Annotated in this window: 29 protein-coding genes and 1 other RNA gene; 19 read left to right on the top strand and 11 right to left on the bottom strand. The window is 64.3% G+C overall.

Annotation, left to right across the window (positions count from 1 at the left end; genetic code table 11):
- The coding region (locus tag C100_RS42940; RefSeq protein WP_037531072.1) for a TPM domain-containing protein at positions 1 to 625 on the bottom strand (625 nt) is incomplete at its 3' end.
- 122 nt (positions 626 to 747) lie between these two features.
- Positions 748 to 1,350, bottom strand: coding sequence for a LemA family protein (locus C100_RS42935; RefSeq protein WP_024021321.1), 603 nt, complete (start codon positions 1,348 to 1,350; stop codon positions 748 to 750).
- 102 nt (positions 1,351 to 1,452) lie between these two features.
- On the opposite strand from C100_RS42935, the gene mscL reads away from it, so the two are divergent.
- The 14 genes from mscL to C100_RS42870 all read left to right on the top strand — a co-directional run bounded on the left by mscL (position 1,453) and on the right by C100_RS42870 (position 13,836).
- Positions 1,453 to 1,896: a large conductance mechanosensitive channel protein MscL gene (gene mscL / locus C100_RS42930; protein ID WP_024021320.1), complete on the top strand. Its 444-nt coding sequence runs from the start codon at positions 1,453 to 1,455 to the stop codon at positions 1,894 to 1,896.
- Positions 1,897 to 2,042: 146 nt separating this feature from the next.
- Positions 2,043 to 2,309: a hypothetical protein gene (locus C100_RS42925; RefSeq protein WP_024021319.1), complete on the top strand. Its 267-nt coding sequence runs from the start codon at positions 2,043 to 2,045 to the stop codon at positions 2,307 to 2,309.
- A gap of 139 nt (positions 2,310 to 2,448) precedes the next feature.
- Positions 2,449 to 4,830 (top strand): chemotaxis protein CheA, encoded by a 2,382-nt coding sequence (locus C100_RS42920; RefSeq protein ID WP_024021318.1) that lies wholly within the window; start codon positions 2,449 to 2,451, stop codon positions 4,828 to 4,830.
- A gap of 4 nt (positions 4,831 to 4,834) precedes the next feature.
- Positions 4,835 to 5,272, top strand: a complete 438-nt coding sequence (locus C100_RS42915; protein ID WP_024021317.1) for a chemotaxis protein CheW — start codon at positions 4,835 to 4,837, stop codon at positions 5,270 to 5,272.
- 80 nt (positions 5,273 to 5,352) lie between these two features.
- Positions 5,353 to 5,718 (top strand): response regulator, encoded by a 366-nt coding sequence (locus C100_RS42910; protein ID WP_024021316.1) that lies wholly within the window; start codon positions 5,353 to 5,355, stop codon positions 5,716 to 5,718.
- Between the two features lie 69 nt (positions 5,719 to 5,787).
- On the top strand, positions 5,788 to 6,873 hold the full coding sequence (locus C100_RS42905) for a chemotaxis protein CheB (RefSeq protein ID WP_024021315.1): 1,086 nt from the start codon (positions 5,788 to 5,790) through the stop codon (positions 6,871 to 6,873).
- A complete protein-coding gene (locus tag C100_RS42900) occupies positions 6,873 to 7,745 on the top strand; it encodes a CheR family methyltransferase (RefSeq protein ID WP_024021314.1) in 873 nt (290 codons plus the stop codon). Before C100_RS42905 ends, C100_RS42900 begins: the two co-directional genes overlap by 1 nt.
- 134 nt (positions 7,746 to 7,879) lie before the next feature.
- Positions 7,880 to 8,578, top strand: coding sequence for an N-acetylmuramoyl-L-alanine amidase (locus C100_RS42895; protein WP_024021313.1), 699 nt, complete (start codon positions 7,880 to 7,882; stop codon positions 8,576 to 8,578).
- A 42-nt stretch (positions 8,579 to 8,620) separates the two neighbouring features.
- Positions 8,621 to 9,019: RNase P RNA component class A (rnpB, locus tag C100_RS47620), an RNA gene on the top strand.
- Between the two features lie 55 nt (positions 9,020 to 9,074).
- Entirely contained in the window at positions 9,075 to 11,027 is a 1,953-nt protein-coding gene (locus C100_RS42890) for an energy transducer TonB (protein WP_084625490.1), read from the top strand.
- 55 nt (positions 11,028 to 11,082) lie between these two features.
- Positions 11,083 to 11,631: a J domain-containing protein gene (locus C100_RS42885; protein ID WP_024021311.1), complete on the top strand. Its 549-nt coding sequence runs from the start codon at positions 11,083 to 11,085 to the stop codon at positions 11,629 to 11,631.
- Positions 11,604 to 11,957 (top strand): hypothetical protein, encoded by a 354-nt coding sequence (locus C100_RS42880; protein WP_031310080.1) that lies wholly within the window; start codon positions 11,604 to 11,606, stop codon positions 11,955 to 11,957. Before C100_RS42885 ends, C100_RS42880 begins: the two co-directional genes overlap by 28 nt.
- 35 nt (positions 11,958 to 11,992) lie before the next feature.
- Positions 11,993 to 12,304 (top strand): hypothetical protein, encoded by a 312-nt coding sequence (locus tag C100_RS42875; RefSeq protein ID WP_024021309.1) that lies wholly within the window; start codon positions 11,993 to 11,995, stop codon positions 12,302 to 12,304.
- Positions 12,304 to 13,836 (top strand): methyl-accepting chemotaxis protein, encoded by a 1,533-nt coding sequence (locus C100_RS42870; protein WP_024021308.1) that lies wholly within the window; start codon positions 12,304 to 12,306, stop codon positions 13,834 to 13,836. The genes C100_RS42875 and C100_RS42870 overlap by 1 nt, the downstream gene beginning before the upstream one ends.
- 5 nt (positions 13,837 to 13,841) lie before the next feature.
- On the opposite strand, the gene C100_RS42865 is transcribed toward C100_RS42870, so the two are convergent.
- Both C100_RS42865 and C100_RS42860 read right to left on the bottom strand, forming a co-directional pair.
- Entirely contained in the window at positions 13,842 to 14,276 is a 435-nt protein-coding gene (locus C100_RS42865) for a hemerythrin domain-containing protein (RefSeq protein WP_024021307.1), read from the bottom strand.
- 129 nt (positions 14,277 to 14,405) lie between these two features.
- Complete coding sequence (locus C100_RS42860; protein ID WP_024021306.1) at positions 14,406 to 15,020, bottom strand: superoxide dismutase; 615 nt, start codon at positions 15,018 to 15,020, stop codon at positions 14,406 to 14,408.
- A 385-nt stretch (positions 15,021 to 15,405) separates the two neighbouring features.
- On the opposite strand from C100_RS42860, the gene rnk reads away from it, so the two are divergent.
- A complete protein-coding gene (gene rnk, locus C100_RS42855) occupies positions 15,406 to 15,819 on the top strand; it encodes a nucleoside diphosphate kinase regulator (protein WP_024021305.1) in 414 nt (137 codons plus the stop codon).
- A 1-nt stretch (position 15,820) separates the two neighbouring features.
- Here rnk and ispZ read toward each other — a convergent pair whose 3' ends face one another.
- From ispZ to C100_RS42825, 7 genes are all read right to left on the bottom strand, one after another.
- Complete coding sequence (gene ispZ, locus C100_RS42850) at positions 15,821 to 16,468, bottom strand: septation protein IspZ (RefSeq protein ID WP_024021304.1); 648 nt, start codon at positions 16,466 to 16,468, stop codon at positions 15,821 to 15,823.
- 43 nt (positions 16,469 to 16,511) lie between these two features.
- Positions 16,512 to 17,450, bottom strand: coding sequence for a signal recognition particle-docking protein FtsY (ftsY, locus tag C100_RS42845; RefSeq protein WP_024021303.1), 939 nt, complete (start codon positions 17,448 to 17,450; stop codon positions 16,512 to 16,514).
- Positions 17,447 to 18,691, bottom strand: coding sequence for a tRNA (N(6)-L-threonylcarbamoyladenosine(37)-C(2))-methylthiotransferase MtaB (mtaB, locus tag C100_RS42840; protein ID WP_024021302.1), 1,245 nt, complete (start codon positions 18,689 to 18,691; stop codon positions 17,447 to 17,449). Before mtaB ends, ftsY begins: the two co-directional genes overlap by 4 nt.
- Positions 18,688 to 19,491 carry a diaminopimelate epimerase gene (gene dapF / locus C100_RS42835; RefSeq protein WP_024021301.1) on the bottom strand — a complete coding sequence of 268 codons (804 nt, stop codon included), beginning with the start codon at positions 19,489 to 19,491 and terminating at the stop codon, positions 18,688 to 18,690. The genes mtaB and dapF overlap by 4 nt, the downstream gene beginning before the upstream one ends.
- 94 nt (positions 19,492 to 19,585) lie before the next feature.
- A complete protein-coding gene (locus C100_RS0125235; RefSeq protein ID WP_031310076.1) occupies positions 19,586 to 20,212 on the bottom strand; it encodes an energy transducer TonB in 627 nt (208 codons plus the stop codon).
- A 9-nt stretch (positions 20,213 to 20,221) separates the two neighbouring features.
- Entirely contained in the window at positions 20,222 to 21,616 is a 1,395-nt protein-coding gene (locus C100_RS42830; RefSeq protein WP_031310074.1) for an amino acid permease, read from the bottom strand.
- 72 nt (positions 21,617 to 21,688) lie between these two features.
- A complete protein-coding gene (locus C100_RS42825) occupies positions 21,689 to 22,720 on the bottom strand; it encodes an endonuclease/exonuclease/phosphatase family protein (protein ID WP_031310073.1) in 1,032 nt (343 codons plus the stop codon).
- A 277-nt stretch (positions 22,721 to 22,997) separates the two neighbouring features.
- Here C100_RS42825 and ffh point away from each other — a divergent pair, with 277 nt between their 5' ends.
- From ffh to C100_RS42805, 4 genes are all read left to right on the top strand, one after another.
- A complete protein-coding gene (gene ffh / locus C100_RS42820) occupies positions 22,998 to 24,461 on the top strand; it encodes a signal recognition particle protein (protein ID WP_024021296.1) in 1,464 nt (487 codons plus the stop codon).
- Between the two features lie 42 nt (positions 24,462 to 24,503).
- Positions 24,504 to 24,953, top strand: a complete 450-nt coding sequence (gene rpsP / locus C100_RS42815; RefSeq protein ID WP_024021295.1) for a 30S ribosomal protein S16 — start codon at positions 24,504 to 24,506, stop codon at positions 24,951 to 24,953.
- Positions 24,954 to 24,958: 5 nt separating this feature from the next.
- Positions 24,959 to 25,453 carry a ribosome maturation factor RimM gene (rimM, locus tag C100_RS42810; protein ID WP_024021294.1) on the top strand — a complete coding sequence of 165 codons (495 nt, stop codon included), beginning with the start codon at positions 24,959 to 24,961 and terminating at the stop codon, positions 25,451 to 25,453.
- A gap of 66 nt (positions 25,454 to 25,519) precedes the next feature.
- Positions 25,520 to 26,479: serine hydrolase domain-containing protein (locus tag C100_RS42805; RefSeq protein WP_024021293.1), on the top strand; the 960-nt coding region annotated here is incomplete at its 3' end.

Here is a 26,479-nt window from a genome sequence, read left to right as displayed (position 1 = left end):
GATAGCGCCGGCCGCCGCGGGCGCGCGACAGCATCGGCAGCACCACGAAGAAGACGATGAAGAGGATGATCCAGAAGCCGACGATGCCGCCGCCGTTATCACGACTGCGCCGGGCATCTTCCTCCGCCTTGGCCGCCTGCGCCTTCGCCTGTTCGGGCGGAAGGGCGAGCAGGGTGGTGATCGCATCGACGCCGGCCGCGATCCCGGCCGCCATGTCGCCGTCCTTGAACCGGGGGCGGATGTCGTTGCGGATGATTTGCGACGACAGCGCGTCGGTCAATATGCCTTCCAGACCATAGCCGACCTCGATCCGCAGTTTGCGCTCGGCGGGGGCGACGATCAGCAGCGCGCCGTTGCTGTTCTTGTCGCCGATGCCCCAGGCGCGGCCCAAGCGATAGCCATAGTCCGAAATATCATAGCCCTGAAGGTCAGGTATCGTGGCGACGACGAGCGACCGGCCGCTCGCCTGCTTCTGTGCGATCAGCTTTTGGCTCAGCGCCTGTTCCTGCGCTGGGGTGAGCAGGTTGGCGGCATCGACCACGCCCGTGTCCTCGAACTTCGGAAAGGTCTGTGCCCATGCCGTGGGTACGCAGAGAAGCAGGATAAATAATAGGAAGCAGGCCAGAGCCGTTCGCGCCGAACTGGTTGCAGCCCTGCTCTGAACGAAGGGAAACGGATTCCCGTTCGACTCAACAGAACCCTTCGACAAGCTCAGGGCGAACGGGGAAAGGAGCATCAATCCGCCGCTCAGCCGCCGAAATCGACCTTGGGGGCTTCTTCCGCGCCCGGCGTGGTGGCTTCGAACGGGGTCATGGGCTTGGCGCCGTGGATCAGTTTCGCGCCGATCGCGTCGGGGAAGGTGCGGATGCGGGTGTTATAGGCCTGGACCGCGCCGTTATAGTCGCGAATGGCGACGGCGATGCGGTTTTCCGTGCCCTCCAGCTGCGACTGGAGCTGGAGGAAATTCTCGTTGGCCTTGAGGTCGGGATAGGCTTCGACCGAGGCGAGAAGGCGACCAAGGCCCTGGCTCAATTCATTCTGGGCCTGACGGAAAGCTAGAACCTTTGAGGGGTCGGAAAGCTGATCCGCGCTCACCTGAACCGAGGTCGCCTTGGCGCGGGCTTCCGTCACCTTGACCAGCGTGTCCTGTTCCTGCTTGCCCGCCGCCTTCACGGTCGCGACGAGGTTGCCGACCAGATTGGCGCGGCGCTGATATTGGGCCTGGACGTCGGCCCATTTGGCCTTCGCCTCCTCCTCTGCGGTCGGCACGCTGTTGATGCCGCAGGCGGTCAGGACCATCGCTCCGAAGATCGGAAGCAGGAAAAGGGAGAAGCGGCGCAGGCGCGTCATGGAACATCCTCGGCGTTGTTTCGCTCGTGGAAATAGGGCGTTGTCCTGCGCGGCGCAACGGGCCATCCTGACATTATCATGGCCAGCACAAGGGATTTGCATATGGGGCTGATTTCCGAATTCAAGACTTTCATCAACCGCGGCAACGTCATGGACCTGGCGGTCGGCGTCATCATCGGCGGCGCGTTCGCCACCATCACCAAGTCGCTGACCGAAGACCTCATCATGCCGGTGGTGGGCTATATTTTCGGCGGAGCGGATTTTTCGCGCTATTTCGTCCGGCTGGGACCGGTCCCCGAGACATTCAGCGGCAATCCGGGCAGCTATGCCGATCTGAAGGCCGCCGGCGTCGCCATGTTCGGCTGGGGCGAATTCCTGACCGTCCTCGTCAATTTCCTGATCCTCGCCTTCATCATTTTCCTGATCGTCAGGGCGGTCAACAAACTGACCCAGAAGGAAGAGGTGAAGCAAGAGGCCGCGCCGCCGCCGCCGACCCCGGAGGATGTGCTGTTGTTGCGTGAAATTCGTGATTCGCTGAAAAAATAATCCTTTATGCGACGAAAGGAGTGGCCGCCGGGAACCATCCCGCACGCGACCGGTTAATCGCCGTCAGGGTGAGGGGTTGCTGTGCGCAGCCCTGACGCCTTGTTCAGAGACGTCAGCCCCTGGGGGCGCAACAGGAGAAACACGCCGTGAAAACCTTCGTCACTGTCCTTGGCCTTGCCGGCCTTGTCGCCCTCGCCGCGTGCGATTCCGCCAAGGAAAATCAGGTCGAGAATGCTTACGAAAACCAGGCGGATGCACTCGACAACCGGGCCGACAATATGGAAGCCATGGCCGACAACCTGAGCGGCAATGCCGAAATGGCAGCCGAAAATGCGGCGGATTCGCTGGAGAACAAGGCCGACGCAACGCGCGAAGCGGGTGAAGCGGCCGCCGACGCCGTCGAACCGAACTAGTAACTTTTTCGTCCCACGCGATAGAGGAGAGGTGCTGCGCCGATGCGCAGCACCTCTTTTTTTTGTGCTTTCATGGCTTTAACGGCCCCTTAACCACGTCCCGCCATGGTGCCGTTGCGCGCAGCCACGGGGCCTGGGAATGGACGAACTACTTCAGGAATTCATATCGGAAACGCAGGAGACGCTGGAGGCTCTGGCGGGTGAAGTCATCGCCTGGGAAGCTGACCCGTCGGATCGCGACCGGCTGGATGCTATCTTCCGTTTCTTTCATACCGTGAAGGGAAGCTGCGGTTTCCTTAATCTGCCTCGTTTCGAAAGGCTTAGCCATGCAGCCGAAGATGTGTTGGCGGATATTCGCGCGGGCGAAAGGCAGGCCAATCCCGCGACGGTAAGCGCGGTTCTGGGCCTGATGGACCGGATCGGCGAACTGACCGAAGCGGTGGCCATGGGAGCCGCGCTGCCCAACGAAAATGACGATTATCTGATCGCCGCGCTAAACGCGCCGGCCGAATCGCCCGCGGGCGGCGACGGCCATGCCCCGGCGGTGACTGCTGCGCCGGTCGCCGTCGCGCGGCAGGGGGGCGTCCATGCGGGGCCACGCACGATCCGCCTGCCGCTCAGCCTGATCGACCAGTTGATGAACGGCGTGTCGGACATGGTGCTGGCGCGCAACGAATTGTCGCGCAAATTGCGGGAACGCTCCGCCGACCCCGAACTGGACAATGTGTTCGAACGGCTGTCCACCTGTGTCGCGGACATGCGCGACGTCATCTCCAAGACCCGGATGCAGCGCGTCGATCGCCTGTTCGCCGCGATTCCGCGCATGGTGCGCGACCTGGGCCGGGAACTGGGCAAACGCATCGACCTGACCCTTGAGGGCGGCGATGTCGAGATGGATCGCGAGATGGTGGAGATGGTCGTCGATCCGCTCACCCATATTGTGCGCAACAGCATAGACCATGGCATCGAGACGCCCGAACGCCGCGTCGCTGCGGGTAAGCCCGAGGCAGGCAGGCTGCGGGTGGAGGCGCGCCAGTCGGGCAACCAGATCGTCATCGCGATCAGCGACGACGGCGCCGGCATCGATACCGCGCGGCTGGTGGAAAAGGCGATGGCGGGCGGGCGGTTGACCCCCGACGCCGCCGCGCGGATGACCGAGCAGGACAAGCTCGACCTTATTTTCCAGGCGGGGCTGTCGACCGCGCAGCAGGTGACCGCCGTTTCCGGCCGCGGCGTCGGCATGGACGTGGTGCGCGCCAATGTGGAGCGGATCGGCGGCGTAATCGCGCTTGAAAACCAGCCGGGGCAGGGGCTGAGCATCACCCTGCGCGTGCCGCTGACGTTGACCATCATTCCGGGCCTGATTGTCCGTGCGGGCGGACAGCATTTCGCGATCCCGCGCGCGGCGGTGGTCGAGATACTGCATGACAATAACGACATGCTGAAGATCAGCGAAGTGGCCGGCGCGAAAATCGCCACTATCCGCGCGGTGCGGCATTCGATGATCGACCTGGAGGACGTGCTGAGCATGGACAAGCCGGCGCAGCCCGGCCCGCGCGCCATCATGGTGATGCGGTCGGCGACCGGCGTCCCCTTTGCCCTGGGCGTGGCGGCGGTCGACAATCATGAGGAACTGGTGATCCGTCCCGCTTCGCCGCTGGTCATGGCCAGCGGCGTCTATGCCGGCATGACCCTGCCCGACAATGGCAGGCCGATGCTGCTGCTGGACGCCGCCGGGCTGGCCAATGCCGCGCGCCTGCCCACCATCGTCGACGACCAGGCCGCGCGGCAACAGGAGGAACAGGCGGATGCGGCGACCAGCGTGGAGATGGTCGCGGCGCTGCGGTTCGAGGAGATTTCGGGCGAGCGACGTCTGTTGAAACTGTCCCTGATCGAGCGGGTCGAGGATATTGATGCCAGTCGGTTCGGGCGGTCGGGCAGCCATGCCTTTGTGCGGCTGGACGGACGGCTGGTGCCCGTCGTTAATGGCCGGGCGGAATTCGACAAGGACCGGATATGCGCCCTGCGCCTGCGCGATGACCAGCGGGAGGCCTGCTATCCGGTGGCGGCGGTGCTCGACATCGTCCAGATGCCGCTGGTGCCCGACATGGTCGCCATGCATGGCGTGCTGAGCGGCGTATCGGTGATCGAGGGCGAACATTTGGAGGTGCTCAATCCCTTCGCCCTGTTCGCCGCGCTACCGGAGGAAAGAGTGGCCGAACGGCAACGTGGCCGCTGCCTGCTGGTCGATAGCGAGGATGGCTGGACGCGCGAGATATTGGCGCCGCTCCTGCGGCAGGCGGGGCATGAGGTGATGCTGGGACTGCCGTCGGAAGCCGCGGTCGATGCGCGCGACGTCATCCTGTGCAGTGGGACTGATGCCGCGCAGGTGGCCGAAATCATCGGATGTCGCGTCGTGCAGCTGCGCGCCTCTCCACGCGCGGCCGGGCCGCAGGACGGCAGTATCTATCGCTACGATCAGGATGCGCTGATGGCGGCGATCGGCGGAAGGCAGGGATAAGGCCATGGACAATCTCTATCTGTTCGCCATTCTGGCCGGCACGCGCGTCGCGGTGGAAGCCGGCGAAGTCGAAGCCGTCGTCAGGCTGACCGATATTTCGCCGGTCCCCGGCATGGGCGCGCATGTCGCGGGCCTGTCCGCGCTGCGCAGCCGGGTGCTCACGATCGTGGACGTTGCGGCCATCGTGCATGGCCGGCCCCTGCCGCCCGAACAGCGCGGTCTCGCCGTGATCGCCGACATTAGCGGGCACAGCTATGGCCTGATGCTGGACAGCGTGTCCGATATCTGCCGGGTGCCGGAGGGCGAATTGCCCCTGCGCGGGCAGCTCGATCCGGCCTGGGCGCTCTATGCGCGCGCGGTCGTCGAGTATGACGGCCATCCCTGGCTGCTGGTTTCGCTCGCCAGTTTCATCGAGGGCGCCTCAGCTGCGCAAGCAGCCTGATTTCTTTCAATCTTTACCAAATAATCGGTTTTGCGGGTTAACCCTGTTTTCGCAAGACGCACGTATCAAAGGGACGCCTCATGAAGAATTGCCTCGTCGTCGATGATTCGAAGGTCATCCGAAAGGTGGCGCGCCACATCCTCGAATCGCTCGATCTGACTGTTAGCGAGGCCGTGGATGGCCAGGATGCCCTGAACCAGTGCGAAGCGTCCGCGCCCGATGTGGTGCTGCTCGACTGGAACATGCCGGTGATGAGCGGGATGGAATTTCTCCAGGCGCTGGCTGGCGCCAAGGTGGTTGCCCGGCCCAAGATCATCTTTTGCACCACGGAAAATGGCATCAGTCACATCAAGGCGGCGGTTGATGCCGGCGCCGACGAATATGTGATGAAGCCGTTTGATCGGGAAACGCTGGAAAGCAAGCTCTCGATCGTCGGAATCATCTAGCGGAGCGCCAGGATTACCCGACCCAAGGAACTCGCCTTTCCTTCCGCCTTTCGTGCAGAAAGCCCCAGGATGACCGCCACTGTGCCGATCATGACCAGCGCCAGGAGCGAATCGCAGACGATACGCACGCTGATCGTCGATGATTCGGTCGTCGTACGCACCGTTATCGAACGCATATTGAACGCCGACCCGCTTTTTAAGGTGGTGAACAAGATCAGCAGCGCCGAACAGGCGCTGCGCTATCTGGCGGATAATGCGGTCGATCTGGTGCTGCTCGACATCGAGTTGCCGGGTCAAAGCGGGCTTGCGGCGCTTCCGGCCATTCTGAGGGCGGGCGCCGGCGTGAAGGTCGCGATCCTGTCGGGCAAATGCGAGGAAGGCAGCGCGGCGGCGATCGAGGCACTGGCGCTGGGGGCGAGCGACATTGTTTCCAAGCCGGGAAGCGGCAGTTTCGGCGAGCAGTTTCCGCAGGCGCTGATCGAACGGCTCAATCGCCTGTTCAACGACAAGGCCGCCGCGCCCGCTGTGCCGGGGCCGGCGCCGCTGGAGGTCATGGCGACGCCCGCGCTTCAACCGCTGGCATGTCTGGGCATCGGCGCATCGACCGGGGGCATCCATGCACTGGGGCAACTGTTCCAGGGGCTCGATGCGCCGCTGGGCGTGCCGATCCTGTTGACACAGCATCTGCCACTCAGCTTCACTTATTATTTCGCGCAGCAACTGGCGCGCATGACGGGTCTGCGGGTCAAGGTCGCCGAAACCGGCGATCTGCTGGTGCGCGACACCATCCATGTCGCGCCCGGCGACGCCAATCTGCAATTGCGCAAGGGTTTGCACGGACGCGTGACCATCCAGCTTAACGCCGAACGGACATCCGCCGGCAATCTGCCCGGAGTCGACCCGATGTTCACCAGCATGGCGCAGATCTATGGCGCCGGCGCGGCCGGTATCGTGCTGACCGGCATGGGGCGGGATGGAACGGCGGGCGCGCATGACATCGTGGCCGCCGGGGGGTGGATCGTGGCGCAGGATGAAGCCAGCAGCGTAGTGTGGGGGATGCCCGGATCGGTGGCGGGCGCGGGGCTGACCTGCGCGCTGATGGAGCCGCGGCAAATGATGGCGTTCGTCGGGCGTCGTGGAAAGGTGTTCGCTTGATGTCCATGGATTCCGCCGGTTCGCAACAGGGCGCCGCGCGCATTCTTTCGGGCCTGCTCGAGGCGCGCACCGGCCAGATATTGTCGGAAGGTCGCGCCTGGCGCATGGAGACGGCGTTGCGTCCGGTGCTGCGCGCCCATGGGCTGGAGGACATGGACGCGCTGACGGCGCGGCTGGTGCGTGAAAATGATGATCGGCTGGAAAAGGCGGTCATCAACGCGCTGCTCAATAATGAAAGCAGCTTTTTCCGCGATCTTCAGATGTTCGATATGGTCCAGCGCCAGATTTTGCCGCATCTTCACGATCAACGAAGCGATCATACGCTGCGGATCTGGAGTGCGGGCTGTTCGACCGGGCAGGAAGCCTATTCGCTGGCCATTCAGTTGCGCAACGCGTGGTCGCGCTGGAACGGCTGGCGCATCGAGATATTGGCGACCGACATTTCGAGCAGCGCTATCGAACAGGCGCGATCGGGCATCTATTCGCAGATGGACGTGCAGCGCGGCCTGGCGATCGGCGACCTTATCAAATGGTTCGAACCGCATGGCGACGACTGGCGCGCCAGCCCTGAATTGCGGCGGATGATCGATTTTCGTCAGGATAATCTGTTCGACGCCAGGGAAGCGCACGGGGAATATGACCTGCTGCTATGTCGCAACGTCCTGCTCTATTTCACGCCCGCCCGTCGGCAGGCGGTGCTCAAGCTGCTGGGGCGGCATAGTCACGCCGGATCGGTGCTGTTGCTGGGCGCGGGGGAGACCGTGATCGGCCAAGGGGATGACTTCATCGCCCACCCAGAATTTCGCGGCAGCTATGCGCGCCAGACGGCATTGGCGACGCATCGGATGGGTTCGGCGCGGCGCGTCGGCTGAACCGGACGTGCAGTTGCTTAACCATCCTTGATTGCAACGCCGGTCTCGGCCATTGTCGGCCAAGGCCGCGCGACGTTCGACAGGCGGCCGGAAGGGCGCGATGATCGAGCAGTGGAAGTGACTGGCCTTTCCCGATGACCGACATTCCGATGACAGACAGGCCGTCGCCCAATTTCGACGAACGCCGATCGTCCATTTCCCTGCTGGTGCTGCACTATACGGGAATGCGCGACGCGGCGAGCGCGATCGACTGGCTCGCAAGCCCGGAGTCCAAGGTTTCGGCCCATTATGTCGTGTGCGAGGACGGCCAGATTGTGCGCATGGTGGATGAAACCAAGCGCGCCTGGCACGCGGGGCGGTCCCATTGGCGCGGCATCGACGACGTCAATTCGGCCAGCATCGGCATCGAGATCGTCAATCCGGGCCATGAATGGGGCTATCGTCTCTTTCCCGAGGTTCAGATCGGCGCGCTCATCCCGCTGATCCACGACATCGTGCAGCGCCACGGGATCACCCGCGGCAACATCGTCGGCCACAGCGATGTGGCGCCTGCCCGCAAGCAGGATCCGGGCGAGTTGTTCCCCTGGGGGCAATTGGCGCGCCTGCGCCTGGCCTTGCCGCGCCCGACCAGGAACCTGATGGACCCGCTCTGGACCGACAGCGCCTTCATGCTCGCGCTCGAACGGTTCGGTTATGACATTGCCGAGCCGCAGGCGGCCGTAGTGGCCTTTCAGCGCCGCTTTCGCCCCGAACTGATCGACGGCGTGATCGACGGCGAATGTCGGGCCATTCTGCTGGCGCTGTTGCTGCCCAAGCCCAGGGGCGATGAATAAGCGGGATGACGGCGGGCGAAAAGCGCGCTAGGGCGCGTATCGCCAGAGGGCCGGGCGGCCGCGGCGTGGCGGGTAACTTCCACGGCGAGGAAAGTCCGGGCTTCACGAAATGACGGTGCCGGCTAACGGCCGGCTGGAGCGATCCAAGGGACAGTGCAACAGAAAGCAGGTCGCGACGGCCTAGGCCACGCGAAATTGAAAGGGTGCGGTAAGAGCGCACCGCGTCTGCGGCAACGCAAGGCGGCACGGTAAACCCCACCGGAAGCAAGACCGAATAGGGGCGGCGCGCAGCTCGACTGCTAGGCCTGTTTCGGCTGAGACCGCCCGGGTTGGTTGCTGGAGGAACGGAGCAATCCGTTCCCTAGAGGAATGGCCGCCTATCCCCGCCCATCTTCGGGTTGGCGGGGTGGACAGAACCCGGCTTACAGGCCCTCTGGCATTCAGCGTCTTTCGCGCGTAATGCAGCCCGTGCAAGGGGTTGCGAAGGGGAATGGCGATGCGGATGAGTGGTTTGGCGCTGGCGTTGGTGCCCGCATCGGCGTTAGTGCCGGCGATTGCGGCGGCACAGGGCGCACCATCGACGGCACAGCCTGCTCAGAGCGTTCAGCAGATGTTCGACGCGGCGGCAAAAGCAACCGGGGAGGGCGATCATGCCAGCGCGGCCGCCTTGCTCGCTACGTTGGAACAGCGCGTCACAAATCCTCGTAGTCTTGCCATCGTGCGCTTGCGTCGAGGGATGGCGCTAGGTGAACTACGCCGCTGGAAGGCAGCGCGCCCCTTGCTGGAACAGGCGATCGCGGCGTTGCCGATGGACGATCGCACATTGGACGTGGATCGCGGCCAGGCGCTTCGGGCTTTGGGCAAGCTTGAACTGTTCGACCTCGATTATGAAGCCGCATATGGCTATTATGCGCGCGCTCTGAGGGTTGCGGTCGATCCCGCCGAGCGAATTGCCACTCTGCTGGGCAAGGCACAGGCTGGCACATTCCTTGATGCGGAAAAAGCACTGGCCGACGCTGATGAGGCGGCCAGACTCTTCGTCGGCCCCCTTAGTGGTGACAAGACAGGTGCCGGTTATGCCGAGTCCACACGTGGTCAGGCGCTGCTCAATCAGGGGCGGTTTGCTGAAGCGGAACAGGCTTTCGCCAAGACCGTGGCGGCAGAAGGCGGTCTGTCGCGCAAAGTCAATTATCAGGATTTGGTCGCGCGTTCCGATGCGTCAATCGCCGCCATGCTCGCGGGGCATCGGGACAAGGCGCGCGAATATTTACTCTACACCGGCGCTGGTCGCATGGAAAAGCAGGATTTCACCTTTGGCGCTGACATGGCGCTGCCTATCTGCGGCGAGGAAGGCATAGAAGCTGACGACATGGCGGTCGTCGAGTTCGGTATCAACGACGACGGCACGGTCAGCTATGCGCGGCCAATCTACGGGTCTCGGCCCGGCGCCATGGCGCTCGTCTTCGCGCGCGCGGTACGCGACTGGTCCTGGCTCCCCGAGGATGTCGCAAAGATACCGGGACTTTTCCGCCTTGCGACCCGGCTCGAACTACGTTGTTCGACCAGCGCTGGAGGCCCATCTTTGGCTGACGGCGCGCGGGCGGCGTTTCGCGACTGGGGCGAGCAGCACGGAATAGCGCAATATGAGCCTGCCGGTCAGTCCGAGGCACAGCGGCGTGCGGCATTGGCGGCCGAGTTGACGCGGCTGCGTGCGAATCCGAGCAGCCCGCCGCTGGCGCAGGCAATGCTGCTTTCCGATCTGCTGGAAAATCCGCTGGTCACGGGCAAGACGGCCGAAGACTATCAGGCTTCCCTGCGATCGTTGATCGATGCGGCGGGCGCGCCGCCGCAGGTGCGGCTCTGGGCGGACTGGCTGTCGCGGAAGCAAGGCCGGGAAGAATTGAATGCCAGCGCCTATGCCGCTGATCCCGCTGCTCATGCCCTGGCCTTGCTGCTCAACTACGATCGACCGCAGCGGCGTTACAAGCGTCGCGACCCGGCCATATTGGACTCTATCTTAAGCGATGCCGGGCTACCCGACGATCACCCCCTGCGTGTTGCCGCACTTATCCGCCGCGCATCCGCCCGCGCGGCAGCCAAAGACTTCGAGGGCGCGCGCGCCGATTACAGGGCAACGGGACTGACCGAGCAGCAATGTTCCATTGTCGATGCCGAACCCGCTATTCGGTCCGCGCCAGTTTCCGGCCAGGATTATCCAACCGACATGGTGCGGATGGGCATTGAGGGATGGACGCGGGTTCAACATGATGTCTCTCCAACGGGACAGGTGCTGAACAGCCGCGTGATTGCCGCCTATCCGCCAATCGTTTTCAGCGCGAACGGGGCCAAGATCATATCGCGCGCAAGATTTGAGCAGAGCTATCGGCCTGGAGGCGCGATGGGATGCAGCGGGAGCATGAGCAACGTCACCTTTCGGATGCCGAGTTAGGCCAGCGGGCGTGGGCGCACTGGTATTCAGGAAGAAGCTTCCCTAGGTTGGATGGATGGCACGCAACCACCGATCCAATGATTGGGGCTTTCCCCGCTGGCGCAGCTATGGTGCTGCGCGTGAGGCGCAGCAGGTGCGCCTGTGCGACCGCTATGGTTGTGACCGGCCGGGCGACTGCCCGGCGCCCAAATCGCCCAACAGCCGCGAGCGGTGGCATTTCTGCGCCGATCACGCGGCCGAATATAACCGCAACTGGGACTATTTTCAGGGACTGGACCAGGAAGAACGCGAACAGCGTGAGCGGGCCGAGCGGCGGGATGCGAGCGGCTATCAGTCGAGTGCCTATCATGGTTGGGGTGGCCCCGGCGACGGCAGCCGGTCGCGCGACGAAATTCATGCGCTCAAGGCGCTGGACCTGGAAGACGACGCCAGTTTCGAGGCGGTGAAGAAAAGCTGGCGGCGGCTCGCCAAGGAAAATCATCCCGATGTGAAGCCGGGTGACGCGGACGCGGCGGTTCGGTTCCAGACCATCCAGGCGGCCTATGAAGTGTTGCGCGCCGCCGAGGAGCGGCGAAGCTGGAAGCCGCGCGACGCGGCGGACTGAAGGACCGGCGATTGAAGGATCATGTGCGTTCCAACTGGCAGCAGGCCGTGCTGATCTGCCGCAAATGCTCCAAGAAACTGGAGGGCGGCTTTGGTCCGCGGGGCGATGAAAGGCTGGCCAAGGCGCTGCGGCGGCACCTGGCTCTCAAGAAAGGGCGCAAGGCGGCGGCCGGCATCGTCGAGGTGAATTGCCTGGGCGTGTGCCCCAAAGGCGCGGTGACGGTGGTGAACGGGACCGACAGCCGCGAATGGCTGCTGGTCCGGCCGCAGGCGGATCTGGATGCCCTGGCGAAGGAACTGGGCCTGTCGCCCGACAAATATCGTTAATCCAATTCTTACCAGTACTTCCCTATGCAGCAGGCATGACGATTCTCGCGACCTTTCGGCGCAGCCTGCCGCTCATCGTCCAATGCGGATTGGTTCTGTTTGGCCTGACCGCGCTCTATGCGATGCCGCCGGCCAACGGCCAGATGCTGCTGGTGCCGATAACCGCAGACAGCCGTTCTGTGCTTGCGTCGGTTGCAATCACGCATGGCGCGCGGCTTGTCTCGGCGGGGCCATGGGCCGGGTCGTTGCTGGTCGAAGGACGCCGTGACCAACTCCTGCGGCCGCTCATCCGTCAAGGCGTCATCGCCATTTCAGCGCGTGCGGGTGGTTGCGGTGAGCCAAGCTGATGAGTGCGATCAACAGTCTTGGTCGCCTGCGGCTCCAGGGGTTGCGAATTTTACTGCTGGGCAGTTGGTTATGGACGGCCGCTCTTGGCCTCCTGACATGGGGGCTGGGTATTGAAGACGGAGGCCGGGCGCTCATTTTCTCGGTGCTGGCAAACGCGATGCCCACGGTCATGGTGCTTCGAAAACGCCAAGACCTGTCTGCGCGGCTCGTCGTCGGAACGCTGGCCGCGGTGCAACCAGCACTTGGTGTCTTTTTATTGGCCGGCCACCGGTGGCAAATGGATGGCCATATGTTCTTCTTTGTAGCGCTGGCGTGCCTAGCGCTGCTCTATGACTGGCGGCCAATCCTGCTGACCGCCGCGCTGATAGCCATCCACCATCTGCTGTTGAGCTTTGTTGCGCCGGTTTGGGTGTTTCCCGGCGGTGGTGATGTCCAGCGCGTTGCCATCCATGCGGTGGCCGTCATCATTCAGGCCGCTGTGCTCTGCTATCTTGCCGTGCGTTTGCGCGCCTTGTTGTTAGCGCTGGATAGCCATGTCAGCGGGGCGGCGCATCTTGCCGAAGCAGCCGAAGCCGGACGCATGGCGGCTGAAAACGCCATGGCGGCAAGCCGGGCGGCGGCCGCCCGCGAAGATACGGTGCGCGCGGAGCGTGAGCAGGAGAAGACACGTTTCGCTGCTGAGCGCCGGGCCGAGACGCTGACGTTGGTGCAGGCTTTCCGCCAGTCGATCGCTGATGTCGTTGACGCGGTCAGCGCCGCGACCGGCGATTTGGAGGAATCGGCGCGGGCGCTCAACGACCTGGCGCGCCGGGCCAGCGCCGGCACCGGCGAAACCTTTGCCGCCGCCGAGCAATCCTCCACTCGCGCCGCCGAACTGGCCGGTCGCATCGAGCAACTGTCCGAATCGATCACCGCCATCGCGACCGCCGCCACGCAACAGGCGACGCTGGGCAGTGCCGCGCAGCGTGTGTCGAGCGCAGGTCATCAGGCGGTGTGCGACATGGAAAACCGGACCGCATCCATCACCAGCTTCGCCGATTCCATCACGCAGATCGCCGCCCGCACCAATTTGCTGGCCCTCAACGCGACGATCGAGGCGGCCCGTGCAGGCGATGTCGGATTGGGTTTCGCCGTCGTGGCCCAGGAAGTGAAACAGCTTGCAGGCCAGGCGGCCAGCGCCACCGGTGAAATCCAGACGCTGGCGACCTCCGCGCAGCAGGGGGCCGGCATTGCGCAGGATGCGCTGTCGGATGTGGCGAACGCCGTCGAACAACTGGCCGCGGCGGCCGGTGAAATTCAACGGGCCGTGAATGATCAGCGTAACGCCACGGCCGCGATCGGCCAATCGGCGCGCGACGCGGCGCAAGGCGTGACGCAGATGGCGGGTCAGGTGGAGCGGGTGGCCGACATGGCGCGGAGTACGGAAAGCCTGTCTGACCGCCTAACGAGCGCGGCATCGGGTCTGTCGCTCACGGCGCGGGCGTTGCAGCGCGCGACCGACCAGTTCGTGGCGCAGTTGGAGGCCGCCTGAACGGGTCAAGCGGGACGGGCGAGCGGCAGTTCGCGGGTAGAGGGGCTATGGGTTGGCCGGTAGAGCATGCGATCCTCCCGCTCGATCCGTTCGGTGAGCGCTTTGAGGATCAGCCGGGTGTCAGCGCAATAAGCAGACCATTCGCGGGCGATGCGATCGTCACTCCAGCGAGTCATATAGGCGCCGAAGCGCTTGGCGAGCGCGCCGGTGTCCCGTTGCAGCGCCGCCGCCAGGTCGCGGGTCTGCGCATCGGCGGAACGGCTGAGCGTGGGATAAAGGAGACGATCTTCCAGTGCGAGATGCGTCATCAGCTGTCGGGCGAGTTGCCAGCGGAGCCGTCCGACGCCTGACGGCTGGCAGGTTTCGGCTACCGCCTGACTGAGCTGGCGCGCGGTCAGGCTGATTTCTTCATGCTGCCTGCGCAGCTCCCCCATATCCATGATTCGGCATCCTTGCTCCCCTGGAAAGCCGATCATGCCGATGAGGCATTTAACAAATTCTTGTGCCGTCCCCAGGACGGATCAAAGGATGCCGCCCCTCGTCCCGGTCGGGCGAGGGGCGGCGTCGGATCAGCCCGGCTGGTCGGCGCGGCTGACGCCTTCACCGTCGAGATTGAGGGCGGCGAAATCCCAGTTCAGCGCTTCCTTGAGCACGCGATCGGCATAGTTGGGACGCGCATTGCGATAGTCGATATAATAGGCATGTTCCCACACATCGACGATCAGCAGCGGCGTATGGCCTTCATGCGCGACGGGCGTGTCGGCGTCGTGATAGCTGGTCACTTCCAGCTTGCCGTCCTTCAGGATCAGTGCGGCCCAGCCGCTGGCGAAATGCCCTACGGCTTCGGCCTTCAGCTTCTCGATCAGCGCATCGACCGAACCAAAGGCTTCGTTGATCTTGTCGAGCAGGGCGCCGCTGGGCGCGGTCTTGGTCGGCGAGAGCGAGTTCCAGTAGAAGCTGTGGTTCCAGATCTGGCCGACCTGGTTGAAGAGGCCGCCCTTGGACGTTTTGATCAGTTCGACCAGCGACTTGCCTTGCAGCGCCGGGTCGGCGGTGACCAGCTCGTTTGCCTTGGTCACATAGGCATTATGATGCTTGCCATGGTGATAGTCGAAGGTTTCGGCCGACAGGATGTCGCCGAAGGCATCCTTGGCATAGGGCAGGTCGGGCAGAACAAAAGCCATGGCGGAACTCCTCGGTTGGGTTATCGAACGACCGCACAACGGCTGGCGCGGCCGGATGGTTCAATGGTCCGGGCGAGGCTCCAGGCCGCGCCGCGCCTCCCATATGCGCATGGCGGCGTCGAAAAAAAGGGGAATGTGCCTATTGCGAAACGATCGCAGAAATAGGCCGCTGCCGGGGCGCTGGCTTGACAGGCCCGCCCGCTGCGAACATGATCGCACCATGCAAAGCGGCGCAGCCTTTTCGCGCTTCCGTCATCACGGGGGCCAGCTTCTCGCGGGCGATCCGCCCCGGACCTGACAGGCGCGCGCGCCGGCGGGTCCGGGGCACCCTTCTTGACGCCAGAAGGCCCGACTGCCGGGCCAGCCTCTATCAGGAAGCCATTCCATGACCCTGCATTTCATCGGGGCGGCGGTGCCGCCCATCCAGCTTGTCGAAACCGAAGCCGACATGATTTCCGACCTCGCCTGGGCGGCGCGCGACCGTTACCCGGATGTCTGCCAGTTGCTGCTGGATGAAGTGGGGCGCGCGCATCTCTGCGCGGCCGCCGATCTGCCCGTCGATGTGGTTTCCATGGGTTGCGATGTCACCTATCGCGATGCGCGGGACGGGGCGCGACGCGATGTCCGGCTGGTCTACCCCAGCCATGCCGACGTGGCGTTGGGCCGCATTTCCCTCCTGACGCCCATCGGCGCTGCGCTGATCGGGATGCGCGCGGGAACGTCTATCCTCTGGCCCGACCGTGATGGCCATCTGCGCGACATCATCGTCGATGAGGTCATGCCGGGCCGAGCGGCTTGATTCAGCCTTGCGGCGGGGTGGTTTCGCCCACCTCGTCGCTGTCCAGACTGTCGCCCAGCGTCAGGCCGTGCCGCATCAGCATCGGTATGTTGGCCGCGGCGAAGACGACCGAGACGATGGTCACGCCCCAGACCTTGACCGCCAGCCAGGTGTCGAAGCTCATCGTCCGGCGCATCACTTCATTGGCCACCGCCATGGCGACGAAGAACAGCGCCCAGTTGCGCGACAGCTTCATCCAGCCGGTGTGCGTCAGCCCGTCATAGGCGGCCTGGAGCAGATATTTGAGCAACGGCTTGCCCCGCAGCAGCCCGGCGAACAGCATCAGCGCGAAAAAGGCGTAGATGATGGTGGGCTTAAGCTGAATAAAGCTCTGATCGCGGAAATAGATGGTGAGGCCGCCGAAAAAGAGGATCAGCAACGCCGACAGCCACAGCATCGGGGACACGCGGCCAAGCTTCACCTTGGAAATGATGACGGCGATGATGATCGCGGCCATGAAGGCGCCCGTGCCGAAAGTCATGGCGGTGATCGGATTGCTCGATCCCCAGACCCAGCCCGCGCCCTTATAAGTCAGGAAGAAGACCAGCAGCGGCCCGAAATCGAGCGCCAGACTGAGGGAGCCGTTATGAGAGGATTTGGTGTCAGCCATGGGTTTCTGTCTTTGTCCTCTTCAGCATGACGGAATGCGCGGATCAGCGCGCATAAGCCGTTCCCGCGATCGCGCGCGCCATGTCGCCGGGATCGAAGGGGCGCAGATCCTCGATCTTCTCACCCACGCCGATGGCATGGATCGGCAGGCGATATTTCTCGGCCGCGGCGACCAGCACGCCGCCGCGCGCCGTGCCATCGAGCTTGGTCATGACCAGCCCCGTCACCTGCGCGGTTTCCTTGAAGACCTCGATCTGGTTCAACGCATTCTGTCCCGTGGTGGCGTCCAGCACCAGGACAACGTCGTGCGGGGCGGCGGGGTTCAAACGGCCCAGCACGCGGCGCACCTTCGCCAGTTCGTCCATCAACTCGGTCTTGTTCTGAAGGCGGCCTGCGGTATCGACGATCAGCACGTCTATGCCGGTGGCGGTCGCCTGCTTGACTGCGTCGAAGACGATGCCGGCCGCATCGCCGCCTTCCTTGCCCGCGACGATGGGGACGCCCAGGCGCTCGGCCCAGATTTTCAGTTGGCCGATCGCCGCCGCGCGGAACGTATCGCCCGCCGCCAGCATCACGCCATAATCCTGCTCCAGGAAATTATGGGCGAGTTTGGCGATGGTGGTGGTCTTGCCCGATCCGTTGACGCCGATCACCAGGATTACTTGCGGGCGCGGAAATGCCTCAATCTCCAGTGGGCGCGCGACGGGCGCCAGCACCTTCTCGATTTCCTCCGCGATGATCTCGCGCAGATATTCCTCGGTCAGTTCCTTGTTATAGCGGCCCTCGGCCAGCCGGTCGCGCACCCGCGCGGCCATGGCGGGGCCAAGATCGGTCATGATCAGCGCTTCCTCGATCTCATCGAGCGTCTGGTCATCGAGCGCGGCCTTGGTGAAGAGGCCGGTCAGATTTTCGCCGAGCTTGTCGGACGTGCGCTTGAGCCCGCCGAACAGGCGGTCGCGCCAGCTATTGCCGTTATCAGTCATTGTCCCGCCTCTTGCGCGATCAGGACGCCCTTCTCAAGCCCCGTGATGGTGGCTGCCACGATAGAGGAGGGCGGGCGAGGCGACGAGAAACGCACCGGGGCGAAATTTTCGGCATGGCCGGTCAGGCCGCTGCGTTCGACCAGCACCGACTGGCAGGTGCCGATCAGGCCGCGCAGCCACGTCTCGCGTCGCGCCGTGCAGGCGGCGCGCAGCCGGGCGGCGCGGACTTTCACCGTGGCGCGATCGAGCTGCGGCATTCGCGCGGCGGGCGTGCCTTCGCGCGGCGAGTAGGGGAAGATATGGCCATGGACGATGTTGCAATCCTCCACCAGCGCCAGGCTGTTGGCGAACATCGCTTCATCCTCGGTCGGGAAGCCGGCGATGATGTCGGCGCCGATGCTGATGCCGGGCCGCGCCGCCTTCAGCCGCTCCACGATGCGGATCGCGTCGGCGCGGGCGTGGCGGCGCTTCATCCGCTTGAGGATCATATCGTCGCCGGCCTGAAGGGAAAGGTGCAGATGCGGCATCATGCGTGGTTCATGCGCGATCAGGTCGAACAATCGATCGTCAATCTCCACGCTGTCGATTGAGGAGAGGCGCAGGCGGGGAAGGTCCGGCACGCCCTTCATTATACGCTCGATCAGCAGGCCGAGCGAGGGGCTGCCGGGGAGGTCGGGACCGTAGCTGGTGACGTCGACGCCGGTCAGCACGATTTCCTTGTAACCCGCGTCGACCAGCTGCTTCGCCTTGTCCACCACCGCGCCGGCGGGGACGGAGCGGCTGTTCCCCCGACCATAGGGGATGATGCAGAAGGTGCAGCGATGGTCGCAGCCATTCTGCACCTCCAGAAAGGCGCGGGCGTGATCGGCGAAGGCGCTCGCCATGTGCGGCGCGGTGTCGCGCACGGCCATGATGTCGGAGACGCGGACCTTTTGCGGGGCGGGGGCGAAGGATGTCGCCTCCATCTTCTCCCGGTTGCCGATGACACCGTCCACTTCGGCCATGGCGGCGAAACTCTGTGGCTCGGTCTGGGCCGCGCAGCCAGTTACGAGGATGCGCGCGTCGGGGCGCTCCCGTTTCGCCCGGCGGATCGCCTGCCGGGTCTGGCGCACCGCTTCGGCGGTGACGGCGCAACTGTTGACGACGATCAGGTCGTCCTGGCCCTCCGCCATGTCCCGTATCGCCTCGCTCTCCGCGATATTGAGGCGGCAGCCCATGGTGATGATGTCAGGACCGCTCATCCAAAGCGCGCCCAGTCAGCCTCGCCGTCGAAGACATGGGTGGCGGGGCCGATCATGCGGATGGTGCCGCCCGGCGCCCAGTCGATCATCAGGTCGCCGCCCGGCAGGCTGACCGTCACCGGGCCGGTAACAGACTTGCGGCGGATGGCGGCGACGGCGGTGGCGCAGGCGCCGGTGCCGCAGGCGCGCGTCAGCCCCGCGCCGCGTTCCCACACGACCAGGCGGATGTGATCGTCACCGACGATCTGCGCGAAATTGACGTTGACGCGAGCTGGGAACAGCGGATCGGTCTCGATCAGCGGGCCGAGACGGGCGAAGTTCACACCGTCCATATCGTCGATGAAGAAGATGACATGCGGGTTGCCGACATTGACCGCGGCGGGGGCGGGGAGGTCTTCCCAGCTTGCGGCCATGGTCCGTGTGTCTATGGGATAGGCGAGGGGGATCGCGTCCCACTCGAACCGCGGCGCCCCCATATCGACGCTGGCGCCACCATCGACGGCCTTGGCGTCGAGCAGGCCCGCCCTGGTGCGGATCGTCACATCGCGGCCGACGAACAAAGGCACGCAGCGGGTGGCGTTGCCGCACGCCTCGACCTCGCTGCCGTCGGCGTTGAATATCTGCATCGACACGTCCGCGTCGGGGGCGTTGCCGATGACGATCAACTGGTCGCAGCCGATCCCGGCATGACGGTCGGCGATGGCGCGTGCGCGCGTTTCGGTCATGACGACCGCGCCATCGCGCGCGTCGATCACGACAAAATCGTTGCCGAGCCCATGCATTTTCGAGAAGCGTCCCATGCGTGCGCATGTAGGGGTGGCGAAGGGAAAAGGCCAGTGGCGGCGCGATTGCCCTCCCACTCCGTTCGGCCTGCGCTTGTCATAGGCCTATTCGTTATTTCGGCGCGACCTTGAATAGTATCCGCATGCTTTTGATGATCGGCACGGCTTTGCCATTCCCATCGGTCTGAGCGAAGGCATAAATCGCTTTTGCTTGGGCGCAGGCGACCTCGACCAGTTTGGGCGAAGATTTTACAAACTGTGATGGTTCGCAAACGGCCACATGGCCGGCTGGGTCGATCCTCGTGACGATGGCGACCCGTTCTTCCTGCGCTCCATTGGGCAATTTCTGGACATGCAGTTCCATGTCGATGGGAGGTTCGAACGGAGGGGAGCGGCGCGGGGGGGAACTGCGATCAGGATGAAGCCAACTGATGCGAGCATTGTAGTTACTATAGGTCGCAATTCCATTTTCGTCCGTTGCCGGCTTGAATTTGGCGCGCGCCCGCACTGCGACACAGGTTATTTGATCCATTTCGGGAAAGCCGCTGGATTGCGTGATGTTACAGGTTTCTACATGGCCTTCAGGCGAAATCAGTACGTCAAAGCTTACCATCCCTTCTTCACGGCGCCTCCTTGGACCTGGCGGATAGTCTGCATCGCTCAACCATTGTCCCGGATTGCCGATAGGCTTCGCCTGCGTCAACGCACTCGCCAGCATCAATCCAAGCAACACGCCCATATTTCCCCCTTACGCCACCGACGCCCGCTTCTGCCCATAAAGGACATACACCGCCAGACCGATCGCATTCCAGATCAGGCAGGCGACGATGGTTTTCATCGGCAGGCTGACGAACAGATAGGCGCAGCCCGCGATCGCGCCGATGCCGACGACCCAGGCGGCAGGCGTGCGGAAGGGGCGGCGCAGGTCGGGCGCGCGCTTGCGCAGGACGAGGAGGCACAGGCCCACGGCGGTGAAGGCGATCAGGGTGCCGGCATTGGCCAGCGCCGCAATCTCGTCGATCGGCAGCACGCCGGCGATGATCGCGACCAGCACGGCCGTCACCATGGTGATGCGGGCAGGTGTGCCGCGCTTCGAAATGCGGGCGAGCGATTGCGGCAGGAAGCCGTCGCGCGCCATCACCAGGAAGATGCGGCTCTGGCCATAGAGGAAGCCGAGCAGAACGGTGGGCAGAGCGATCACGGCAGCGACCGCGACGATGCGCGCGACCGTGCCCTGGCCCATTTCCCGCAGGATGAGCGCGAGCGGCTCTGGACTGTCGGCAAAGCGGGTGAAGGGCAGGGCGCCCACCGCCGCGGCCGCGACGAGGACATAGATGAGCGTGCAGACGATCAGCGACCCGACGATGCCGATGGCGAGGTCGCGGTCCGGGTTTTTGGTTTCTTCCGCCGCCGTCGAGATGGCGTCGAAGCCGTAGAAGGCGAAAAAGATGATCGCGGCCGCCGCCATCACCCCGCGCTCGACCCCGTCCGGCCCCATGTCCTTGGCGAAACCGAACGGCATGAAGGGGTCGAGATTTTGCGCGTCGAAAGCGGGCAGGGCGACCGCGACGAAGAGGCTCAATGTCGCGATCTTGATGAGCACCAATATCGAGTTCAACCGGGCGCTTTCATGGGTGCCGAACATCAGCAGCCCCGCGACCACGGCGATGATGAAGATGGCGGGCAGGTTGATGAGGCCGCCCAGTTCCGGCCCCTTTGTCAGCATTTCGGGAAAGCCGAAGGGGGTCAGCAGCGGCCCGGCATAGCCCGACCAGCCGACCGCAACGGTCGACACCACCAGCGAATATTCCAGGATCAGCGACCAGCCTACGACCCAGGCGATGCCTTCGCCCAGCACGGCATAGCTGTAGCTGTAGGCGCTGCCCGCCGCCGGCATCATGGTGGAGAGTTCCGCATAGCAGAGCGCCGCGCAGGCGCAGATCGCGCCCGCAATGGCGAAGGAAAGCAGCACCGCAGGCCCCGCCCGGTCCGCGCCCACGCCGATCAGGGTCAGGATGCCCGTGCCCACGATCGCGCCGACGCCCAGCGCCAGCAGATGGGGCCAGGACAGGGTCCGCGCCATCTGATGCCCGCTGCCCTGCGGCGTCATCGCCTCCATCGGCTTGCGGCGTGTCCAGCTCATGTCCATTGCTCCCCTATGCGTTGTCGGTTCCTGCTGGCGTAAAGCGGCAGGCGAAGCAAGGGGTGGGCGCGGTCAGGTCGGGGCGGGCGCATAGCGGAACTGCACCCGCACCACGCCATGGTCGCCGGTCCCCAGATCCTTGTGATCGTCCTGGTTCAGATGGTCATTCTCGATCGTCAGCTCGTGAAAGGCCCAGATATGCCGGGCGCTGCCGTTGTAAAATTGTTCGCTGAACAGGATGTGATCCAGCGATTCGCGCGACTGCTGATAGACATGGGTATAATAGACGTCGGTCAGGCTTTGCAGCTGTTGCAGCGCCTGCGCGGAATAAAGCGCCGCGTCCGCCCCGGCGAGCCGGCTGAACGGGCGCAGATAGTTGGGCTGCGCGGTGATGATGTTGAGCGTATTGCTATGCTGTCCGTCATTGAGGTCGCCCAGCACGACCGCCGGGTCGGCATTGCCCTTGATCCGGTTGGTCAGCAGCCAGCGCAGCGCGGTCGCTTCCGCCGTGCGCCGGATGGTCGAGAGCGCGCCGCCCAGCGCGGCCTGATGCGGGGCGTAGGTCGCCTTGTCGGCCTTGTACCAGGGTTCGCGAAAAACTTTGGTCGGCGCCTTGGATTTGAGGTGACAGACATAGATGTCGATCGGCGCGACGTCGCTGCGCGGTTCCACCTGGACATGCAGCACCGGACGGCTGAAGCCGGTGAGGTTGACCTGGATCGCGGGGGTCTGCGGATCGTCGCCTTCGCTTTCCAGCCGGAACAGGTCGGGGAAGCGGGTGATCCAGTCGGGCGCGCCCTTGAGCAAGCCCTTTCGCACCGCCGCCGCGCAGACGATGTGGCTGCCGTCGGCGTCCGGCGGGACCAGCAGATCATAGTCGTCGGCCAGCCCCGCCTTTTCAAACGCTTCTTGCAGCGGCGCGGGATGCCATAATTCCTGAAAGCCGAAGACGTCCGCTGCGACATGGGCCAGCATGGATGCGGTCCAGGCGATCTTCGCGTCATATTGCGCCTGTGTCCAACCGTCCGCATCATAGATGCGCTTGCCCGCCGCATTCAGATTATAGAGATTGAACGTGGCGAAGCTGATGTCTCCCTTGGCCATGACGATCCTTTCTGCCCGATCCCGGCCTTTCTGCCTGATCCAGGACATCAACGCCTGCTATGTGTCGCGCGCATGACAGCGCCGCGGTTGCACTCGTCACCGCTCTGCGCTATGGGCCGCTCTGCAATCGGATGGTTCGCCGTCCGGTCCCTGACAAATCCAGGACGCCCAATCGGGGCATCGGATGGACGCTGGTTGGCGAGGCTTCGCCCACCGGCGATTTTGTCGTTTAGGGGGATATGCAGTGTTTTCCGGGCCTTTCGGCCCAAATGAGGTGATGATGTTCGATTCGCTAAGCGATCGTCTCGGTGGGGTATTCGACAAGCTGCGTGGGCGCGGTGCGCTTACGGAGGACGATGTCCGCGCCGCGATGCGCGAGGTGCGAATCGCACTGCTGGAAGCCGACGTCGCCCTTCCGGTCGTGCGCCAGTTCGTCGATCAGGCGACCGAACGCGCCGTCGGCAGCGACGTGCTGCGCTCGGTCACGCCGGGCCAGATGGTCGTCAAGATCGTTTCCGACACGCTGACCGAAACGCTGGGCGCCGAAACCGCCGAGCTGATGATCGACGTCACTCCGCCGGCTGTCATCATGATGGTCGGGCTTCAGGGGTCGGGCAAGACCACCTCGACCGCCAAGATCGCCAAGCGGTTGAAGGAAAAAGAGCGCAAGAAGGTGCTGATGGCGTCGCTCGACGTGCAGCGCCCGGCCGCGCAGGAACAGCTGGCGGTGCTGGGCACCCAGGCCGATGTCGCGACCCTGCCCATCGTGGCGGGGCAGCAGCCGGTCGAGATTGCGCGGCGCGCGCTCCAGTCGGCGAAGCTCCAGGGCTTTGACGTGGTGATGCTCGACACGGCGGGGCGCCTGCATGTCGATCAGGCGCTGATGGACGAGATGAAGGCGGTGGCCGATGTCGCCAATCCCGCCGAAATCCTGTTGGTGGTCGATGCGCTGACGGGCCAGGACGCGGTCAATGTCGCGACCAGCTTCACCCAACAGGTGCCGCTGACCGGCGTGGTGCTGACCCGCATGGACGGCGACGCCCGTGGCGGCGCGGCGCTGTCGATGCGCGCGGTCACCGGCCGCCCGATCAAATTTGCGGGCATGGGCGAAAAGCTCGATGCAATCGAGCCGTTCCACCCGCAGCGCGTCGCGCAGCGCATATTGGGCATGGGCGATGTCGTTTCGCTGGTCGAGAAGGCCGCCGAATCGATCGATGCCGAGGAAGCGGACAAGCTGGCCAAGAAAATGGCCAAGGGTCAGTTCGACATGAACGACCTGCGCAGCCAGTTGAACCAGATGCGCCGCATGGGCGGACTGGGCGCGTTGGCGGGCATGTTGCCGGGCCTGAAAAAGGCGCAGGCGGCGATGGCCAATAGCGGCGCCAATGACAAGACGCTGATCCATCTGGACGCCATGATCGGCTCCATGACGCCCAAGGAGCGGGAGAAGCCCGCCCTGATCAACGCCAAGCGCAAGATCCGCATCGCCAAGGGCGCCGGCCGGACCGTGCAGGACGTCAATCGTCTCCTGAAAATGCATCAGGAAATGGAAACGGCGATGAAGAAGATCCGCAAGATGGGCGGCCTCAAGGGGCTGGCCAAAATGTTCGGCGGGGGCGGTATGGGGGGCCTTGGCGGGCCGGACGGCGCGCCGGGTGGTCCCGACCTGTCGAGCTTGGGTGGATTGGGCGGCAATATGCCGAAGCTTCCGCCCGGCTTTCAGAATTTCATGAAGAAATAAACAGTTTCAACCGATTAGATTAGAGTAGAAAGGCAAAGTTCCATGGCAACGTCCATCCGTCTGTCGCGCGGCGGCTCCAAGAAGCGCCCCTATTACCGCATCGTGGTGGCCGACAGCCGCGCGCCGCGTGACGGCAAGTTCATCGAGCGTATCGGCAGCTACAACCCCGTCCTGCCCAAGGGCGATGAAAAGCGCGTGATCCTGGACGTCGAGCGCGCGAAGCATTGGGTTGCCGCCGGCGCCCAGCCGACCGACCGCGTCGCCCGCTTCCTGGACGTCGCCGGCGTGAAGGAGCGCATCGTGCGCAACAACCCGAAGAAGGCGGAGCCGGGCCAGAAGGCCAAGGATCGCGCTGAAGACCGCGCCACCAAGCTGGCCGAGGCCGAAGAAGCCCGCAAGGCTGCTGAAGAAGCTGCCAACGCGCCGGCCGAAGCCCCTGCCGAAGAAGCTGCTCCCGCCGAGGAAGCCGCTGCCGAGCAGGCCGAGGGCTGAACCTCTTGACCGACAAGCCCGTCACTCTCGCCGTCATCATCGGCGCGCATGGGGTGGCGGGCGAAGTCCGTCTGAAGCTCTTTGGCGAGGGGCCGGAAAGCCTCAAAAGCTACAAGAGTTTCGATGCGGCCGGGGCCACGCTGACGTTGAAGTCGGTGCGCCCCGGTCCCAATGGCGCGGTCGCCCGCTTCGCCGAGATTGGCGACCGGAGCGCGGCCGAAGCGCTGCGCGGGACGGACATCACCGTACCCCGCTCCGCCCTGCCGCCGCTGGGCGAAGGCGAATATTATCATGCCGACCTGATCGGCCTGCCCTGCACATCCAGCACCGGCGAAGCGCTGGGCGAAATCGTCGCGGTCGAGAATTTCGGCGCTGGCGACATCATAGAGGTGCAGCGTCCCGCGGTGGGCGACAAGCCGGGCAAGCGCTTCATGGCGCCGATGCACGTCGTCACTCTGAGCGAAGAGGGCGCCGTGATTGACGCGGCTTTCGCGGAATAAGCGATAACGGCCCTTGCGGGCATAAGGCAGCATGGCATGTTGGCGCCTTCATCCGGGGGATTGCCGATGCGCCGTGTTGCTTGCCTGCTGTTGTTGCTACTGATGGCCGTGCCACGGGCGCAGGCGGCTGACGAGCGGAGGATCGCGCACGCGCTGCCCGACATCGACCGCATCTTCGCCGACTTTCAGGTCGACAGCCATGCGCCCGGTCTGGTCTACGGCATCGTCGCCAATGGCCGGCTGGTCCATGTGAAGGGCTTTGGCGTCCAGGATCTGGTCCACCGGCGGCCGGTGACGGCGGACAGCCTGTTCCGCATCGCGTCCATGACCAAGGCTTTTACCGCCCTGTCGATCCTGAAGCTGCGCGAAGAGGGTAGGCTGTCGCTGGACGATCTGGCGGAAAAATATGTGCCCGAACTGCGCGGCTGGACCTATCCGACGAAGGACAGCCCGCGCATCCGCGTTCGCGACCTGCTGACCCACAGCGCAGGCCTGGTCGACGACAATCCCTGGGGCGACCGCCAGACGCCGTTGCCGCAGGGCGAGTTCACCCGGATGCTCGCGCGGGGCGTGCCGTTCAGCACGACGCCTGGCACAGGCTATGAATATAGCAATTTCGGCTATGCGCTGCTTGGCCGGATCATCGCCAATGTGAGCGGCCTATCCTATCGCCGCTATGTCGAGCGCAACCTGCTGGCGCCGCTGGGCATGACGTCGAGCAGCTATGAAGTGAGCGAGTGGCCGGTCGAGCGCCGCGCCATGGGCTATCGCTGGGAAGATGGCCGGTGGAAGCCCGAGCCGGTGATGCATGACGGCGCGTTCGGCGCGATGGGGGGATTGCAGAGCAGTGCGAACGACTATGCGCGCTGGGTCGCCTTCCTGCTGTCCGCCTGGCCGCCGCGCGACGATCCTGACGATGGCCCGGTGTCGCGGGCGACGGTGCGGATGCTGGCGCAGGGGAGCAATCATGTCGCCATCGCGCAGCGCAACGGGAAGAGCGGCGCGACCGCCTGCCGGCAGGGGGGC

Origin of the sequence: Sphingobium sp. C100 (genome assembly GCF_000508185.1) — a bacterium.
In the GTDB taxonomy this organism is placed as follows: Bacteria; Pseudomonadota; Alphaproteobacteria; order Sphingomonadales; family Sphingomonadaceae; genus Sphingobium.
This window is presented reverse-complemented; position numbering and strand designations above follow the sequence as displayed.

Coding starts and splice junctions, on each gene's coding strand:
- C100_RS42870 (WP_024021308.1), top strand. CDS start 12,304: ATGAGTGCGATCAACAGTCTTGGTCGCCTGCGGCTCCAGGGGTTGCGA.
- C100_RS42905 (WP_024021315.1), top strand. CDS start 5,788: ATGACCGCCACTGTGCCGATCATGACCAGCGCCAGGAGCGAATCGCAG.
- rpsP (WP_024021295.1), top strand. CDS start 24,504: ATGGCAACGTCCATCCGTCTGTCGCGCGGCGGCTCCAAGAAGCGCCCC.
- rnk (WP_024021305.1), top strand. CDS start 15,406: ATGACCCTGCATTTCATCGGGGCGGCGGTGCCGCCCATCCAGCTTGTC.
- C100_RS42865 (WP_024021307.1), bottom strand. CDS start 14,276: ATGGATATGGGGGAGCTGCGCAGGCAGCATGAAGAAATCAGCCTGACC.
- C100_RS42830 (WP_031310074.1), bottom strand. CDS start 21,616: ATGAGCTGGACACGCCGCAAGCCGATGGAGGCGATGACGCCGCAGGGC.
- ispZ (WP_024021304.1), bottom strand. CDS start 16,468: ATGGCTGACACCAAATCCTCTCATAACGGCTCCCTCAGTCTGGCGCTC.
- C100_RS42900 (WP_024021314.1), top strand. CDS start 6,873: ATGTCCATGGATTCCGCCGGTTCGCAACAGGGCGCCGCGCGCATTCTT.
- mtaB (WP_024021302.1), bottom strand. CDS start 18,691: ATGAGCGGTCCTGACATCATCACCATGGGCTGCCGCCTCAATATCGCG.
- ffh (WP_024021296.1), top strand. CDS start 22,998: ATGATGTTCGATTCGCTAAGCGATCGTCTCGGTGGGGTATTCGACAAG.
- C100_RS42885 (WP_024021311.1), top strand. CDS start 11,083: ATGGCACGCAACCACCGATCCAATGATTGGGGCTTTCCCCGCTGGCGC.
- C100_RS42875 (WP_024021309.1), top strand. CDS start 11,993: ATGACGATTCTCGCGACCTTTCGGCGCAGCCTGCCGCTCATCGTCCAA.
- C100_RS42860 (WP_024021306.1), bottom strand. CDS start 15,020: ATGGCTTTTGTTCTGCCCGACCTGCCCTATGCCAAGGATGCCTTCGGC.
- C100_RS42935 (WP_024021321.1), bottom strand. CDS start 1,350: ATGACGCGCCTGCGCCGCTTCTCCCTTTTCCTGCTTCCGATCTTCGGA.
- C100_RS0125235 (WP_031310076.1), bottom strand. CDS start 20,212: ATGGGCGTGTTGCTTGGATTGATGCTGGCGAGTGCGTTGACGCAGGCG.
- C100_RS42920 (WP_024021318.1), top strand. CDS start 2,449: ATGGACGAACTACTTCAGGAATTCATATCGGAAACGCAGGAGACGCTG.
- C100_RS42895 (WP_024021313.1), top strand. CDS start 7,880: ATGACCGACATTCCGATGACAGACAGGCCGTCGCCCAATTTCGACGAA.
- dapF (WP_024021301.1), bottom strand. CDS start 19,491: ATGGGACGCTTCTCGAAAATGCATGGGCTCGGCAACGATTTTGTCGTG.
- mscL (WP_024021320.1), top strand. CDS start 1,453: ATGGGGCTGATTTCCGAATTCAAGACTTTCATCAACCGCGGCAACGTC.
- ftsY (WP_024021303.1), bottom strand. CDS start 17,450: ATGACTGATAACGGCAATAGCTGGCGCGACCGCCTGTTCGGCGGGCTC.
- C100_RS42890 (WP_084625490.1), top strand. CDS start 9,075: ATGCGGATGAGTGGTTTGGCGCTGGCGTTGGTGCCCGCATCGGCGTTA.
- C100_RS42915 (WP_024021317.1), top strand. CDS start 4,835: ATGGACAATCTCTATCTGTTCGCCATTCTGGCCGGCACGCGCGTCGCG.
- C100_RS42910 (WP_024021316.1), top strand. CDS start 5,353: ATGAAGAATTGCCTCGTCGTCGATGATTCGAAGGTCATCCGAAAGGTG.
- C100_RS42825 (WP_031310073.1), bottom strand. CDS start 22,720: ATGGCCAAGGGAGACATCAGCTTCGCCACGTTCAATCTCTATAATCTG.